Origin of the sequence: Tepidimicrobium xylanilyticum, assembly GCF_900106765.1 — a bacterium.
GTDB classification, from domain to species: domain Bacteria; phylum Bacillota; class Clostridia; order Tissierellales; family Tepidimicrobiaceae; genus Tepidimicrobium; species Tepidimicrobium xylanilyticum.
This window is the reverse complement of sequence record NZ_FNNG01000002.1, coordinates 392,250-406,213: the sequence shown is the minus strand read 5'-3', so window position 1 is coordinate 406,213 and position 13,964 is coordinate 392,250. Positions and strand designations below refer to the sequence as shown.

Here is a 13,964-nt window from a genome sequence, read left to right as displayed (position 1 = left end):
CTCCATAATGGAGGAGTTCCCGAGTTGGCCAAAGGGGACGGACTGTAAATCCGTTGGCTCAGCCTTCACTGGTTCGAATCCAGTCTCCTCCACCACAATTATCTGATGATAGCTTATGATTAGTAGCGAATTAGCTCTTGACATTATTGTTAAAACAGTTTATAATAAAGTACCGTAAACTATTTAGTCTAATTATCCATGCGGGTGTAGCTCAGTGGTAGAGCCCCAGCCTTCCAAGCTGGTTGCGAGGGTTCGATTCCCTTCACCCGCTCCAGTAAAAGCTATTTAAACTTAATGTAATAACATTCAGGTGCATGGATAGATTATTTAATTGGCACCTATAGCTCAGTTGGATAGAGCAACGGACTTCTAATCCGTGTGCCGGGGGTTCGAATCCTCCTAGGTGCACCAAATATTGGGGCGTAGCCAAGTCGGTAAGGCACTAGACTTTGACTCTAGCATTCACAGGTTCGAGTCCTGTCGCCCCAGCCAACATGACCCATTAGCTCAGGCGGTAGAGCACCTGACTTTTAATCAGGGTGTCCGGCGTTCGAGTCGCCGATGGGTCACCAATTTATTATAAGCAGTTCATGTGGTTCTGGAGAGGTACCGAAGAGGTCATAACGGGGCGGTCTTGAAAACCGTTAGGGTCTTGCGGCCCACGTGGGTTCGAATCCCACCCTCTCCGCCATCTGATTAATGGAGAAGTACTCAAGAGGCTGAAGAGGCTCCCCTGCTAAGGGAGTAGGTCCCTAATTGGGGCGCGAGGGTTCAAATCCCTCCTTCTCCGCCAAATAAAGTTTTGGGCCTTTAGCTCAGTCGGTTAGAGCGCCCGGCTCATAACCGGTAGGTCCGGGGTTCGAGTCCCTGAAGGCCCACCATGCCCAGATAGCTCAGTCGGTAGAGCAGAGGACTGAAAATCCTCGTGTCGGTGGTTCGATTCCGCCTCTGGGCACCAAGTAACCACCTAAAGGTGGTAAATTTTAAAATTGCAAGTAGGACAATGTTTAAAATATCTAACTAAAATAAATAGATTGTAATTGACGTTATATATTTTTATAAGAAGTCAAGGGGTGTAGTTCAGTTGGTAGAACGTCGGTCTCCAAAACCGAATGTCGTGGGTTCGAGTCCTGCCACCCCTGCCAGAAAGCAATGTATAATCGCCAAAGAACAATTAGAGCTCTTACTCTGAGTGAAAACGAAGAATGCTAGCCTAGCATATAGAGGATATGACCTGAATAATTGTCAATCGTAAGCTGTTAATTGAATTGGGGCTTGTAGCTCAGGCGGTTAGAGCGCACGCCTGATAAGCGTGAGGTCGGTGGTTCGAGTCCACCCAGGCCCACCAGCAAGACAATGAGGGCCTTTAGCTCAGTCGGTTAGAGCGCCCGGCTCATAACCGGTAGGTCCGGGGTTCGAGTCCCTGAAGGCCCACCAATAATATGAAAATTTTTAATTATAAAAACAACAGACTTTGAAGCTAAGGTCTGTTGTTTTTATATTACATAAAAAATCAATTCCTTTATTAAATTCTTTATGTTTTCTATGATGTATTTATTCCCTACCTTTATCAATATTATATTATTAGGAACCATATAATCTGATAAGTCTTTTAGTCCATTAATTTTTGAAGGGAAATTCTTCTTATCAATAAACAAAGCTTTTCTTGTGGGAGTTACTAATCCTTCTCTTGCTTCTAAATCAATGACGATGGAATCAGATTTCCAATCTAGATTAAATCCATTATCATAGTATATTATATTGACATTTTTATCTGCATTAGAAATATGACAAAATACCTTAATTATGTCACCATTTATTACTATATCTTTAATACAAACCTTCTTATCTTTACTATTAATTGAAATTGTAAAGCTTTTGATGTTATTTAAATGATCAAAAATTCTAATTATATCTCCTAAATAGTAGAGGTCATCGAAATTGTGTTTTAAGATTCTATCCTTTAGTATTTTATTTCCATTTTTTATATATTGGTAATAAAAACTAATACAATCTTTTCCTGAGTATTCATCTTTCCTATGAATTCCCAAGAATTGTTCAATACTTTTTAATTTATAATTATTTAAATTCAAAAAAGAGCTTTCTTCTTTAATCTTTTTATATAAGTCTAAACTTTCAAGTCTAGCAATATTGTTATTAATGTTATATTTTTTCATCCTATAATTGATGAAAGGAATATCAAAATTATCCCCGTTATAGGTGATTATTAAATTAAATTTTTTAATGAATAAATTAAACCCTTTTAATAATTCTTCTTCTTCTTTAATGTGGTTTGCAAAATATTGCCTAAGACACCAAGTTTTTTTATCTTCGTTAAAGTATAATAATCCTATCAAATATATGCTACTATACTGTCTATTTAATCCAGTTGTTTCTATATCCAAAAAGCAAATTTTTTTACTATTGAAAGCAGTAGGAATAATTTTTTTTGAGTCCAATAAATAGTCGTAAACATTCATAATGGAATCCCCTTTTCCTGTTATGTGGTATAATAAATCTATATTTTGATTTTATCATACTAAAAATAAATAATCTATGGAAGGGGTATTAAGATGGTTAAAATAAGTGAACCTAATGAAGAACTAGATGCATCAAAATTGTCAGATGAAGAACTAAAACTGAGAATATTGAAATTAAACAATGACCAATTAATAAACATAAAATATTTATCCTATTATTATCTTATAAGTAATACTTCAGAGCTCATTAAATTAGTAGAAAATGAGAATATTCTAAAAAAAATAGATCATCCATTAGAAAAAGATACTCTACAAAAAGCCTTTCAAATAATTGTAAATTCTTTTGAGAATATCAATAATAATATGATGGAAGGAGAGAGGGATGGAAAGTTAAACATATTATTTGATATTAGAGAAAGATTATATAGTTTGAAAGCAGCTTTGAATTTATATGAAATTGAAATTTCGTATATAAAAGAACTAGTCGATCATTATATGATGAAAAGTGTAGTTAAAACAGAGTATGGGAATATGGATTTAAATGGATTTGAAGTAGATCTGTTGATAAGTAAAATTAAGACAGCATTAGAAAATACAAGAGATTACAATGTCTTTGTTGCTATAGTTTCTAATCTAATTAGCATAATGCCATTTAGAATGAGTAAACAGAAATTTTTTGAGGTGGTTAAAAATACTTTGCTAAGGAATTTAAGCGGCCTTCCAAAACAAATAGTTGTGCCTCAAATAGAGGAGTACAAAACTCTATTTGATAGCCGATTAGGCGGAGATTATGGGATCCTATACGACAATTATTTTGTTTGTATTGAAAGGCTAAAAAACATTGAGTTAGAATCGAAATCTAAAGATGAATTGGAGATGATTTCTAAGGATGTAATTGAATTAATTGAAGATATCGATAGATGGAATGTATTTATTAATAATTTGGGAATAATATTGAACAGGCTATTTATCGTATATTTAGTTAAAGACGATGATGTGCAAAAAATTAACGTAAAAGAAATATTCCAAAAATGGATTGAATATCGTGACAAAGGCGATGAGAACTTATTAGACCATATTAAGGAAATATGTTTTAAAGAAATGGAAAGACTAGAAAAGGAAATGTTAGGAAGAGCTCAAGAATTAGAACTACTTAATAGAGAGTTAATAAAGAGAGGGAAATTATTAGAAGATCAAGATTTTAATAATAAAATGATCTTCACAACTAAGATACTAAATTATTACAATGATCTGAAATTTACAAAGTTAGACTTATTAATGCCTGATAATTATGAAATAACCAATATTAATTATTTAATGCAACTTATAGATAATTTGATTCAATATATGAATAGAAGCGTTATTACCATGCAAAATTTGGAAAGAAAGATTAGAATGAGGAGGTTTTTATCCCTTCTTCAACTTCCTTTCAACAATATAGAGGAATTTTTACATTATATAAATTACTCTTTAGATAGGAAAGTTACAAACAAGGAAGAAGTTTTATTTTCCATAGACATGGCAAATTTCATATTGGAGAAGTTTTCATTTAAAGCAGATAATAATTAATCGTAAAGTTTATAATTACAAACAATAAATAACAGATTTCCTTAAGATTTAAAAGGAAATCTTTTTTTATTATATTTTCTATGTTTCTGGTAATAATAGATTAATGTGGATTGGAGGGATAATGTGCAATTAAAGATTGGAATACCCAGAGGCATGTTTTATTATGATTATTTCCTATTGTGGAAAGAATTTTTTAATAATTTAGGTGCTGAGGTGATTATATCTCCTAGGACTAATAAGGCCATACTTAATAGAGGGATTCATGCTTGTGTTGATGAAGCTTGTCTGCCAGTGAAAATATTCCATGGCCATGTAGATTATTTAAAAGGGAAGGTAGATTATATTTTTATACCTAAAATAATTAGTCTCTATAAGAGGGAATACTGTTGTCCAAAGCATTTAGGATTACCAGATATGGTAAGGTATAGCCTTGATGGACTTCCTGAAATTATCGATACAGAGGTAAATTTAATAAAATCTAATGGGAGTCTAAAAAAGTCCGTATTAAAGACTGGAAGATATTTTACCAATAATTCTAGAAAGATTTTAAAGGCCTTCGATAAAGCTTATAACCAATTTGAAGAATATAGAAAATTGATGAGGCAAGGTATTATACCGATTAATTCAGTTGGATTCTTAGATACTTTTCATTTTAATATCACAGAAAAAAAGGAGTTTTATAAAAGGAAAATATTAATACTAGGACATTCCTATAATGTATACGATGAATATACCAATATGAATCTAGTAAGAAAATTAAATATGAGAAATATTAAAGTAATTACAACGGAGATGATAGACGATGAAATAGCCAGACATTACGCATCTAAATTACCTAAACGGATGTTTTGGACTCATGGACAAAGGATTGTAGGAGGAGCTTTTCATCTAATTGATACAAAAAGCATAGATGGGATTGTATATGTTTCAGCTTTTGGATGCGGACTAGATTCAGTACTGATGGATTTGGTGGAGAGGAAGGCGAGGGAAAACCATGTACCCTATACGCTTTTAACTATAGATGAACATACAGGAGAAGCAGGTATGAATACAAGAATTGAGGCCTTTATAGACATGCTTGAGTGGAGGGATAAGAATGAAACTAACTTTTCCACACATGGGTAATGTTTATATTGCAGGCAAAGCATTCTTTGAAGAATTAGGTCAGGAAGTGATACCTCCTCCGAGGTGTAGTAGAAAAACTCTAGAAATGGGAACTAAATATTCTCAAGAGACTATATGCTTGCCTCTAAAGATAATGATAGGCAATTTTATAGAGAGCATTGAAAGAGGTGCAGATACCATATTATTAACTGGAAGTTGTGGACCCTGCAGATTCGGTTATTATTCCATACTGGAGGGAAACGTTCTTAAAGATTTAGGATATGATGTAGATTTTATAGTATTAGATCCATTAAGGGAAGGTTGGAAGCCTTTAAAGGAGAACGTCTATAAGATTTTTAAAGCTAAAAATATAAAGGACGTATTGTTAGCGGGGAAAACAGGTTGGGAATTGATTAAAAAAGCAGACTATATAATCCAGTTATCAAACATTCAAAGAGCCTATGCTATTGATAGCTACGAAGTAGATTCAATTATCGATGATTATTATAGAAAGGTTGAAGAAACCTTTGGAGAAAAGTCTATGATGAAGTTAATGGATCAAACTATAGAAAAGTTAAGTAAAATAAAGATCAAAGAAAACTATATCCCTATAAAGATAGGTTTAATTGGGGAAATATATACGGTTATAGAGCCTTTTGTAAATTTGGAAATAGAGAGGAAATTAGGCCATATGGGGGTTTTAGTTGAGAAATCTTTAACTCCTACTATATGGCTGGAACATCATATAAAGAGCTATCCTTTTGGTTCTAAAACTGAAAGGCTAAAATATAAATTAGCAAAACCTTATTTAAAAACTTTAGTTGGAGGTCATGGAAGAGAAACGGTTGGCTCAGCTATATATTATAGAAATTTAGGTTTTGATGGTGCAATACAGCTTTTGCCATTAAACTGCATGCCAGAAATTGTGGCAAAGAGCATATTAAGTACTGTAAGCAGAGATTTAGATTTTCCAATAATGACCCTCATATTGGATGAGATGACTGGAGAAGCTGGATATTTAACAAGACTAGAAGCCTTTGTTGACTTACTTAAAAGAAGAAAGGAGAATTCAAAATATGCATAAATATTATATGGGTATAGACGTAGGAAGTGTTAGTACTAATATAGTATTAATAGATGATAAGGATAATGTGTATTATAAAAGGTATTTACGTACTCAGGGAAAACCCATTGAAATTCTAAAGGAAGGCATAGGGGAAATTGAGAGAGAATTTGGTAATATAGAGATATTAGGGGTAGGAGTAACGGGTAGTGGAAGATATTTAGCTAATATTATAGTAGGAGCAGATATAGTAAAAAATGAAATAACTGCTCATGCAGTAGCAGGATTGACTGTCATTCCCGAAGTAAGGACTATAATTGAAATTGGAGGTCAAGACTCAAAGATAATACTAATAAGGGATAGGATTGTGACGGATTTTGCCATGAACACAGTTTGTGCTGCAGGAACTGGTTCCTTTTTAGATAGGCAGGCAATAAGGTTAGGAATAGACATTAATGATTTTGGGAAATTGGCTTTACAATCTAAGAATTCAGTTAGAATAGCAGGAAGATGTGCAGTATTTGCTGAATCAGACATGATCCATAAGCAACAACTTGGACATAATCAATCAGATATTGCGAAGGGATTGTGTGACGCATTAGTCAGAAACTATTTAAATAATGTAGGTAAAGGAAAGGAAATATTGCCTCCTGTATTGTTCCAAGGGGGAGTAGCAGCTAATATTGGAATAAGAGAAGCCTTCAAAGAAGCTTTAAATATGGAAATACATGTACCAAAACATTACGATGTAATGGGAGCCATTGGTGCTTCAATTCTTGCCAAAGAAGAGGTTAAAAAGAAGGGAAAAACTAATTTTAAAGGAATATCCCTTTACAAAATAGATTATCAAGTTAATGGATTTGAATGTGATGGTTGTTCTAATGTCTGTGAAGTAGTAGAAATAAAAGAAGAGGGAAGGATATTGGCTAGATATGGTGATAAATGTGGGAAGTGGTCAAATATTATTGATAATAGAGATTTTAAATTGGCTTAACATTAAAGTAGAATATTGCAAAAAAGGTTAGAAGTAGCCTCCTATATTAGGATGGAAATGAACCATCAACTACTATACATATAGGAGGCTATTTTTATTGAATACAATTATACACGAAGATTTGGAAAAATAATTATTTTTTTGTCAAGATTAGATAATTTGTAAAATTAAACATTGTAAAACAATAGAAAATGATTTATAATATGAGGGTATGTATAACCAAATATATCCAAAGAGTAAATTAGACGAAGAGTAGGAACGCAAATCCGATGCTCTAATGAAAACTGATTAATAATCTGTTGTTTTAATACTCCATGAGGCTAGTGTATGGAGATTTTTTTGTTAGATAGTTTTAGTTAACAAAAGAAAAGACAAGACTTTAAAAAATTACGATAAGGAGATGAAAATATGGGATTATTTAAAAATCTTAAAACAGGAACTAAACTTTTAATGTCATTTGCTATAATCTTAATCATCACGATCATAGTAGGGGCAGATGGGTTGAAAACTGCAAATGATCTTCAGAGCAATTTTGAGGATTTTTATGTTGATAGTTTTCTTTCCAACATGATAATAGGTAAGATTCAGGTGAATCAAGAAAAGACACGAACTGAAATGCAGCGAATTCTCTATAAAACCGAAGCTATGCAAGACTTAAATTTTCTTGATGAATCAGTCGAGGCTTTAAATGAAATAATCGCTGAAAATGAGCAATTATTACAAGAATATGAGTCAAGCAACCTTTTGCCTGAAGAAAAAGAACTCTTGGAGGCTCTAAAAACTGCTAATTCTAAATATCGTGCTGCAAGAGAGGAGATAATAGATGCAGTAAAAAATAGTAATTTTGATTTAGCTGTCCAGATTAACGAAGAGAAAGCAAGAGGTTTACGTGATGAAACTATTAATATCTTGGCTCAGATGAAAGAATTGAATGACCAGATTGCTAATAATTTGATAAATGATAATACAATAGAATTTAATAAGATGAGAAACACTGCTGTCTTATTGTTAATAATTGCTTTTTTGATAGGTTTAGTCTTTACTGCACTATTAACAAGGATGATTGCTAGACCTATTAGATCGCTGGTAAAGCACGCCCACTCTATGGCTGAAGGCGATTTTACAGATGATATTCCAGAGAATTTGAAGAATCGTAAAGATGAAATAGGAGCATTAGCAAATGCTTTTGCTGAAATGAATAATAATATTCGTTATATGCTTAAGGAAGTTGTCAGCTCGGTAGAGGAAACCTCAGCATCAAGCGAGGAACTTTCTGCTATTGTTGAAGAAGTCAATGCTCAAGGGGAAAGTATTTCTGATTCTGTTCAGCAAATTGCTGCAGGAATGGAAGAAATCAATGCTTCAGTCGAAGAAGTGGCAACATCTAGTTTAGATATTAGCGATAGGGCAAGGAAGATGGAAGAAGGAGCTATCGATAGCCAGATAAAAGTAGATGAAATTAGAAAGAAAGCAGAAGAGATGAAGGATTTAGCTCGTCTATCAAAAGAAACAGCTACTAACATCTACAATCAAAAACATGTGGAAATTAAACTAGCCATTGAGGAAGTACAGGTTGTAGAGGAAATAACCAGAATGGCTGATGTTATTTCTCAAATAGCTGCACAAACCAACCTTTTAGCTTTGAATGCAGCTATCGAAGCAGCTCGAGCTGGAGAACATGGCCTAGGTTTTGCAGTGGTTGCTAACGAAATCCGTAAGTTAGCTGAACATTCAGCTAGTACTGCTGGGGACATTCAGCAGGTAATCCAACAGGTTTACAGTGCTGTTGGGAAGCTTACAGCTCATGCTAAGGAGATACTGCAATTCATAGATGAAAAGGTCACACCGGATTATGACATACTAGAGGAAACTGGAAATAAGTATGCTGAAGATGCCCATTTCGTAAAAAACTTAACTAATGAATTTGCTATTGCTGCTTCCAAGATTGCTACTTCTATAGAAGAAATTACAAAATCAATCGAAGAGGTAGTGGCTACAGTAGAAGAAGCTACTGCATATTCACAGGAAATCAGTAACAGCTCATTGGAATCAACCAAAGCTTTGGAAGAAGTAGCAAGGACAGCTCAATCTCAAGCGGAGCAAGCTGAGAAATTAAATGCTATGGTGGCGAGATTTAGGACATAATAACATTTGCTGATAAATTATAAGAGAATGGATATTATGGCCTTGCTCTAGATTTTCTATGATTTTTAATCTAGTTAGAATTGATTATTTGCCTTTGAAAGGTTTGCTCAATCTTAAATTAAATTTGGATGATAAATAGCAGGTGTTTTAACACCTGCTATTATTATTTTTCTTCATAATCCTGCTCATAACTATGCTCATATTCGTCTTCATAATCAAATACGTCTGTTTCTTCGTCTGCTTCTAAAGAGAATCGAGGTCTTGGTTTTGGTCGTGGGTTATCGTCAATACTATTTTCATCTATTTGCCTTGGGAATAAGCTTGGGAAGGTAGTACAAACTGGGGATATCTCTGGCGATAGTTCTGGGAACCCTGTAGATAGTACACATAATTGTACTGGAACTATTATCTTTTTCTCACAAGCTATGCAAATAGCTATTAATAGGTCGATTCTTACTTCTCCTGTTTCAGGGTCTATGCTTATGTCTCTAGATATACTATTAGTTGCTAATCTAGTTTCGCAAAGGATATTGCAAAATTCTGCAAACCTTGGGAAAAAGGCTGATTCAAATACTGATGGAATACATAATTCGAAGAAATTAGTTAATTCTACTGGTGTAATGGAAACGTTGGCAGTTAGGGTTACATTCCTTCTTCTACTTCCAGAAGTTTGAACAACTGCATCTATTTCTACTATGACATTTCCTCTAATTCTAACTCTTTGAGTTCCAAAAACTGGAGTACCCTTGCCTTCCTCATCACATTCCGTTGTATCAGCAAATATAATCTTTTCCGACATGAATCCATCAGGACCTACTACCTCTACTGGTTTTCCTTTACCATCTTTTACAAATTGACCACCAGAAAGAATTGTATCCGGGTCTACAACAAGATTACGTGGGTCATTTATATTTCCAGGATTAAAGAATCTTCTACATCTAATATCTAATATCCTTACTATTCTCGCATTTCTTCCCAAATCAGGTGTAAATCTGACATTATTAACGGTGCTTAGAGCTTGTAAATTTACTAAAGTAGCATCGTATACTTTTTGTGTAAAGATGGGCTCAGCTTTTACTTTTTTTAAATTTCCATCAAATTCACATCCCGTATTTCCTTTGCAACATCTATCGGTTATACCTAAACTGATGGAATCAGGTTTGAATTTCACATTCGTTTCCCCCTTTCAACTAATATTAAGTCCCTTGTCTCACTCATATTATATTCTTTTGACTGAAGTGTTGTTACATATTATAATGTGAATATTTTTTTCTATAGAATAATATTATTTTAGAAGAAGCATATCTAGGTGGTGTTAATATGGCTTATTATAAGGATAGATTATCGTTGATATTGGATTCTTATGAAAATATCGACTTATTTAGATTATCGAAGGGCAATATAATTAGATATCATTTTGACAGAAAAATTAAAGGTTCCAAAGAAGAGCATATTATAAAGGAAGTTTTTGAAGAATATGATGTCACTATAGATGAACAGGACACACTATATATAGTACACCAAGATAGAGATTTTCACCTTATTTTAACTCTTATTGAAAAAAATAAACGACCAGAAAGCATTAAGCTAACAAAGGATCCAATATTGGGAATACACTATTTAAACCTATTTTTAATAGAAAATATGCCTCATATAATCTATGCAATACCAATACCAAAGGGTGAAAAAAGATATAGAATCTATCACAATTACTTTCATAATGGGGAATGGTTAACCAGTATTATAGACCGTATAGAATCTAAAGAGCTTTTAAAACCAGTAGAGATATTTAATCATTCTAACAAGATCTTCTTAGCTTACTATGATAAAATGGAAGAGGAGGAAATATACATAAGGGAATGGGATAAAAAAGGAAATAAATGGCAGGGAAAAATAAAATTAACGGATAATAAAGAGGATAAGCTATTTCTGGACCTTGTTGTCATAGAATCAAAAATTCATTTAACTTACTGCCAATATCAAGAAGGTAATTTAGTAGTAAAATACGAAAGGTTTAATTACCAATACGGTTTAGCAATAAGAGAAGTTGAAAAGATTTTATCCAATCCAGAAAATCCTCAGGATCCAATATTGATATATTATCATGGTAAACTTTGGGTAATTTGGGTTGAACAAGATAGAGTGCATAGCAGATACAGTGAGGATTTGGGAAATAATTGGAGTCCGATTTATCTTTGGAATGATTCTATAGGAAAGACTATTGTAAGGTATAAGTATTTCAAATTGAATGAAGCTGATAAAATTTTGAACTATTCTTTTGGGAAAATAGAACCTGAAATAGAATTCATAGGTTTTGGAACATTAGAAAACATAACCGAGGTGCCATTAAAAAAAAAGGGTTACCCAGTTTTCAAGATCAATCCCAAAATATAGAATTCTATGAGGAAATAAAACTACAATTGGAAAAAATTTATACGTTAATGGGAAAACTGGAAGATCGATTATATGAATTAGAAAACAATCATAAAACTAACGAGTTAGATACTTTGGTTAAGACAGTAAAATATATTGAGGAATTTTTGGATTATAGTACTAGAGGTTTTTATGGAAGAAGCAAGTCTAGATAGACTAGGTCTATCTAGACTAATTCTCAAATAGGTCTTGTATAGTTTTAAGGTTATTAGTAACTGATAGTGCTAACATCAATTTTATTCTAGCTTTTTGACCAGGTAGGTTGTTACCGAATATAACTCCCAAACTCCTTAAATGTTTTCCTCCACCCTCATAACCATATGTGTCTAGAACTCTACCTGTAGGACACCTAGACACCATTACTATGGGAATCCCTTTACTAATAGCTTTTTTAACCCCAGGTACCATAGCAGGCGGTATGTTTCCCCTTCCTAAAGCCTCTATTACAATACCTTTGTAGCCCTTTTCTATGTAAAAATCGAATATATCAGACTCCATTCCAGGCCCGCACTTTATTAGACCTACTTTAGGTTCAATTTTTTCAGTATCAATATATTTTTTTGATATAATATCTCTATAAAAAATTACTTCATCATTATCAACAATACCAAGTGGTCCAAATTCGGGAGATTTAAATGTATCCAATGAAAGAGTATTAGTTTTAGTGACTTCGCTTGCAGCATTTACCTCATTATTCATTACGACTAATACTCCCTTACCCTTTGCATTTCTGGAAATAGCAGTACAGATTGCGGCGGATAAATTGCTGGAACCATCGTATCCAAGTTCAGAGCTATTTCTCATTGCTCCTACTACAACAATGGGCTTTTCAGATTTTATAGTTAAATCCAACAAGTATGCAGTTTCTTCTAAAGTATCAGTTCCATGGGTAACGACGACACCAGTAATGTCTTCTCTTTGAACCGTTTCTTTTACTAATTTTGCCAAATCCATCATCATCTCCGGAGTAATATGAGGGCTAGGCATGTTAGAGAAATTTATTATTTCTATTTCTGCAAACTTTTCTATATTAGTGACCATAGCTACAATTTCTTCAGAAGATAATGCAGGTATTGCAGCGTGAATTCTAGGATCTATTTTCATGGAAATGGTACCACCAGTGAATATGATTGCAACTTTACTTTCATAAGTCATGAAGATTCCTCCTTACCTTTAATAATTATATTTTATCACAGATTTGAAAAGATATTAGAAGGGATGAACATAGAAACAAAAAAAGAAAATCCCCTCTTAACGAGGGGATTTTCCCATCCGTAACGGATGTAAACAAACCGTTCAAAAGGGGTATTGGGAATAGAGATCTTATTTGAGGTTACCAGGGGGATAACCACTCTTAAATTATAGCAGACAACGACAAAATATGCAATACTTTTTTAAAAAAATGTCTAGCAAAATCAAAAAAATATAGAAAACATCCATATGTTTAACTTACTCTTTATAATAATAACCAAATACTATATAATTATGTTAAAGTTGTTATTAATAAGACATAGGGTTTTTTAGACTTCCAATTTAATTGATTTGAGAGGAGAGATTTCGATGGAAGAGAGAATTTTGTCTGCAGAAAAGAGTTTAAAAGATAATGGATTTGATGTTAGTCTTTTTAAGACTAAGGAAGAAGCAAGAGAAGCCCTATTTGATTCCATTTCGGTAGATGAGTCTATTGGTTTTGGTGGTTCTATGACATTATTTGAAATGGGGTTATTTGAGGATTTTAAAGAAAGAGGATATGAGGTTTACTGGCATTGGAAAGCTGAAGATAAAAAAGAAGCCTTATCAAAAGCCTTTAATTCCAAAATATACATAACTAGTACTAATGCTTTAACCTTAGATGGTAAATTGGTCAATATTGATGGTAGTGGCAATAGAGTTTCTTCCATGTTCTATGGTCATGAAAGGGTATATATTATAGCAGGAAGGAACAAAATATGTAAAGATTACAATGATGCTATAGAAAGGATTAAAAATATAGCTGCTCCTAAAAATGCACAAAGGTTAAAAGTCAATACGCCATGTAGATTTACAGGAAAATGTAATGATTGCAATTCACCTGATAGGATTTGTAATGTTGAGGTTATAATCCATAAAAATCTTCCTGGCTGCAATATAAATATATATATAATCGATGAGGACTTAGGATACTAACTTGAAGAGG

At 33.2% G+C, this 13,964-nt stretch carries 11 protein-coding genes and 12 tRNA genes; 20 read left to right on the top strand and 3 right to left on the bottom strand.

Annotated elements, in window-relative coordinates; all coding sequences use genetic code 11:
* Positions 1–9: 9 nt before the first annotated feature.
* The 12 genes from BLV68_RS04205 (at position 10) to BLV68_RS04150 (ending at position 1,437) form a co-directional block, all read left to right on the top strand.
* A tRNA-Tyr gene (locus BLV68_RS04205) sits at positions 10–95 on the top strand.
* Between the two features lie 105 nt (positions 96–200).
* Positions 201–274: transfer RNA gene (locus tag BLV68_RS04200), tRNA-Gly, on the top strand.
* 60 nt (positions 275–334) lie between these two features.
* Positions 335–411: transfer RNA gene (locus tag BLV68_RS04195), tRNA-Arg, on the top strand.
* A gap of 5 nt (positions 412–416) precedes the next feature.
* A tRNA-Gln gene (locus tag BLV68_RS04190) sits at positions 417–492 on the top strand.
* Positions 493–496: 4 nt separating this feature from the next.
* Positions 497–572 (top strand) — tRNA-Lys (locus BLV68_RS04185).
* 28 nt (positions 573–600) lie between these two features.
* Positions 601–691 (top strand) — tRNA-Ser (locus tag BLV68_RS04180).
* Between the two features lie 10 nt (positions 692–701).
* Positions 702–793: transfer RNA gene (locus BLV68_RS04175), tRNA-Ser, on the top strand.
* Positions 794–804: 11 nt separating this feature from the next.
* A tRNA-Ile gene (locus BLV68_RS04170) sits at positions 805–881 on the top strand.
* A 1-nt stretch (position 882) separates the two neighbouring features.
* Positions 883–958: transfer RNA gene (locus BLV68_RS04165), tRNA-Phe, on the top strand.
* A gap of 111 nt (positions 959–1,069) precedes the next feature.
* Positions 1,070–1,145: transfer RNA gene (locus tag BLV68_RS04160), tRNA-Trp, on the top strand.
* Between the two features lie 126 nt (positions 1,146–1,271).
* Positions 1,272–1,348, top strand: a tRNA-Ile gene (locus tag BLV68_RS04155).
* Between the two features lie 12 nt (positions 1,349–1,360).
* Positions 1,361–1,437, top strand: a tRNA-Ile gene (locus BLV68_RS04150).
* A gap of 59 nt (positions 1,438–1,496) precedes the next feature.
* On the opposite strand, the gene BLV68_RS04145 is transcribed toward BLV68_RS04150, so the two are convergent.
* Complete coding sequence (locus tag BLV68_RS04145) at positions 1,497–2,480, bottom strand: ribonuclease H-like domain-containing protein (RefSeq protein ID WP_093751189.1); 984 nt, start codon at positions 2,478–2,480, stop codon at positions 1,497–1,499.
* A 93-nt stretch (positions 2,481–2,573) separates the two neighbouring features.
* Here BLV68_RS04145 and BLV68_RS04140 point away from each other — a divergent pair, with 93 nt between their 5' ends.
* From BLV68_RS04140 to BLV68_RS04120, 5 genes are all read left to right on the top strand, one after another.
* Positions 2,574–4,049 (top strand): hypothetical protein, encoded by a 1,476-nt coding sequence (locus BLV68_RS04140; protein WP_093751187.1) that lies wholly within the window; start codon positions 2,574–2,576, stop codon positions 4,047–4,049.
* 123 nt (positions 4,050–4,172) lie between these two features.
* A complete protein-coding gene (locus BLV68_RS04135) occupies positions 4,173–5,174 on the top strand; it encodes an acyl-CoA dehydratase activase-related protein (protein ID WP_093751185.1) in 1,002 nt (333 codons plus the stop codon).
* Complete coding sequence (locus BLV68_RS04130) at positions 5,146–6,237, top strand: acyl-CoA dehydratase activase-related protein (protein WP_093751183.1); 1,092 nt, start codon at positions 5,146–5,148, stop codon at positions 6,235–6,237. The genes BLV68_RS04135 and BLV68_RS04130 overlap by 29 nt, the downstream gene beginning before the upstream one ends.
* On the top strand, positions 6,230–7,210 hold the full coding sequence (locus BLV68_RS04125) for an acyl-CoA dehydratase activase (protein ID WP_093751181.1): 981 nt from the start codon (positions 6,230–6,232) through the stop codon (positions 7,208–7,210). The genes BLV68_RS04130 and BLV68_RS04125 overlap by 8 nt, the downstream gene beginning before the upstream one ends.
* Before the next feature lie 408 nt (positions 7,211–7,618).
* Positions 7,619–9,355: a methyl-accepting chemotaxis protein gene (locus tag BLV68_RS04120; RefSeq protein WP_093751179.1), complete on the top strand. Its 1,737-nt coding sequence runs from the start codon at positions 7,619–7,621 to the stop codon at positions 9,353–9,355.
* A gap of 163 nt (positions 9,356–9,518) precedes the next feature.
* On the opposite strand, the gene BLV68_RS04115 is transcribed toward BLV68_RS04120, so the two are convergent.
* On the bottom strand, positions 9,519–10,526 hold the full coding sequence (locus BLV68_RS04115) for a hypothetical protein (protein ID WP_093751177.1): 1,008 nt from the start codon (positions 10,524–10,526) through the stop codon (positions 9,519–9,521).
* A 149-nt stretch (positions 10,527–10,675) separates the two neighbouring features.
* On the opposite strand from BLV68_RS04115, the gene BLV68_RS04110 reads away from it, so the two are divergent.
* Together BLV68_RS04110 and BLV68_RS15380 are read left to right on the top strand one after the other, a co-directional pair.
* On the top strand, positions 10,676–11,749 hold the full coding sequence (locus BLV68_RS04110) for a hypothetical protein (RefSeq protein ID WP_093751175.1): 1,074 nt from the start codon (positions 10,676–10,678) through the stop codon (positions 11,747–11,749).
* A 26-nt stretch (positions 11,750–11,775) separates the two neighbouring features.
* Positions 11,776–11,943 (top strand): hypothetical protein, encoded by a 168-nt coding sequence (locus tag BLV68_RS15380; RefSeq protein ID WP_159428607.1) that lies wholly within the window; start codon positions 11,776–11,778, stop codon positions 11,941–11,943.
* Positions 11,944–11,959: 16 nt separating this feature from the next.
* Here the strand turns inward: BLV68_RS15380 and BLV68_RS04105 are convergent, their stop codons facing one another.
* A complete protein-coding gene (locus BLV68_RS04105) occupies positions 11,960–12,943 on the bottom strand; it encodes an asparaginase (RefSeq protein ID WP_093751173.1) in 984 nt (327 codons plus the stop codon).
* Positions 12,944–13,348: 405 nt separating this feature from the next.
* Here BLV68_RS04105 and BLV68_RS04100 point away from each other — a divergent pair, with 405 nt between their 5' ends.
* Positions 13,349–13,954 carry a lactate utilization protein gene (locus BLV68_RS04100; protein ID WP_093751171.1) on the top strand — a complete coding sequence of 202 codons (606 nt, stop codon included), beginning with the start codon at positions 13,349–13,351 and terminating at the stop codon, positions 13,952–13,954.
* Positions 13,955–13,964: the final 10 nt, after the last annotated feature.

Coding starts and splice junctions, on each gene's coding strand:
- BLV68_RS04140 (WP_093751187.1), top strand. CDS start 2,574: ATGGTTAAAATAAGTGAACCTAATGAAGAACTAGATGCATCAAAATTG.
- BLV68_RS04130 (WP_093751183.1), top strand. CDS start 5,146: ATGAAACTAACTTTTCCACACATGGGTAATGTTTATATTGCAGGCAAA.
- BLV68_RS04100 (WP_093751171.1), top strand. CDS start 13,349: ATGGAAGAGAGAATTTTGTCTGCAGAAAAGAGTTTAAAAGATAATGGA.
- BLV68_RS04120 (WP_093751179.1), top strand. CDS start 7,619: ATGGGATTATTTAAAAATCTTAAAACAGGAACTAAACTTTTAATGTCA.
- BLV68_RS04125 (WP_093751181.1), top strand. CDS start 6,230: ATGCATAAATATTATATGGGTATAGACGTAGGAAGTGTTAGTACTAAT.
- BLV68_RS04145 (WP_093751189.1), bottom strand. CDS start 2,480: ATGAATGTTTACGACTATTTATTGGACTCAAAAAAAATTATTCCTACT.
- BLV68_RS04105 (WP_093751173.1), bottom strand. CDS start 12,943: ATGACTTATGAAAGTAAAGTTGCAATCATATTCACTGGTGGTACCATT.
- BLV68_RS04110 (WP_093751175.1), top strand. CDS start 10,676: ATGGCTTATTATAAGGATAGATTATCGTTGATATTGGATTCTTATGAA.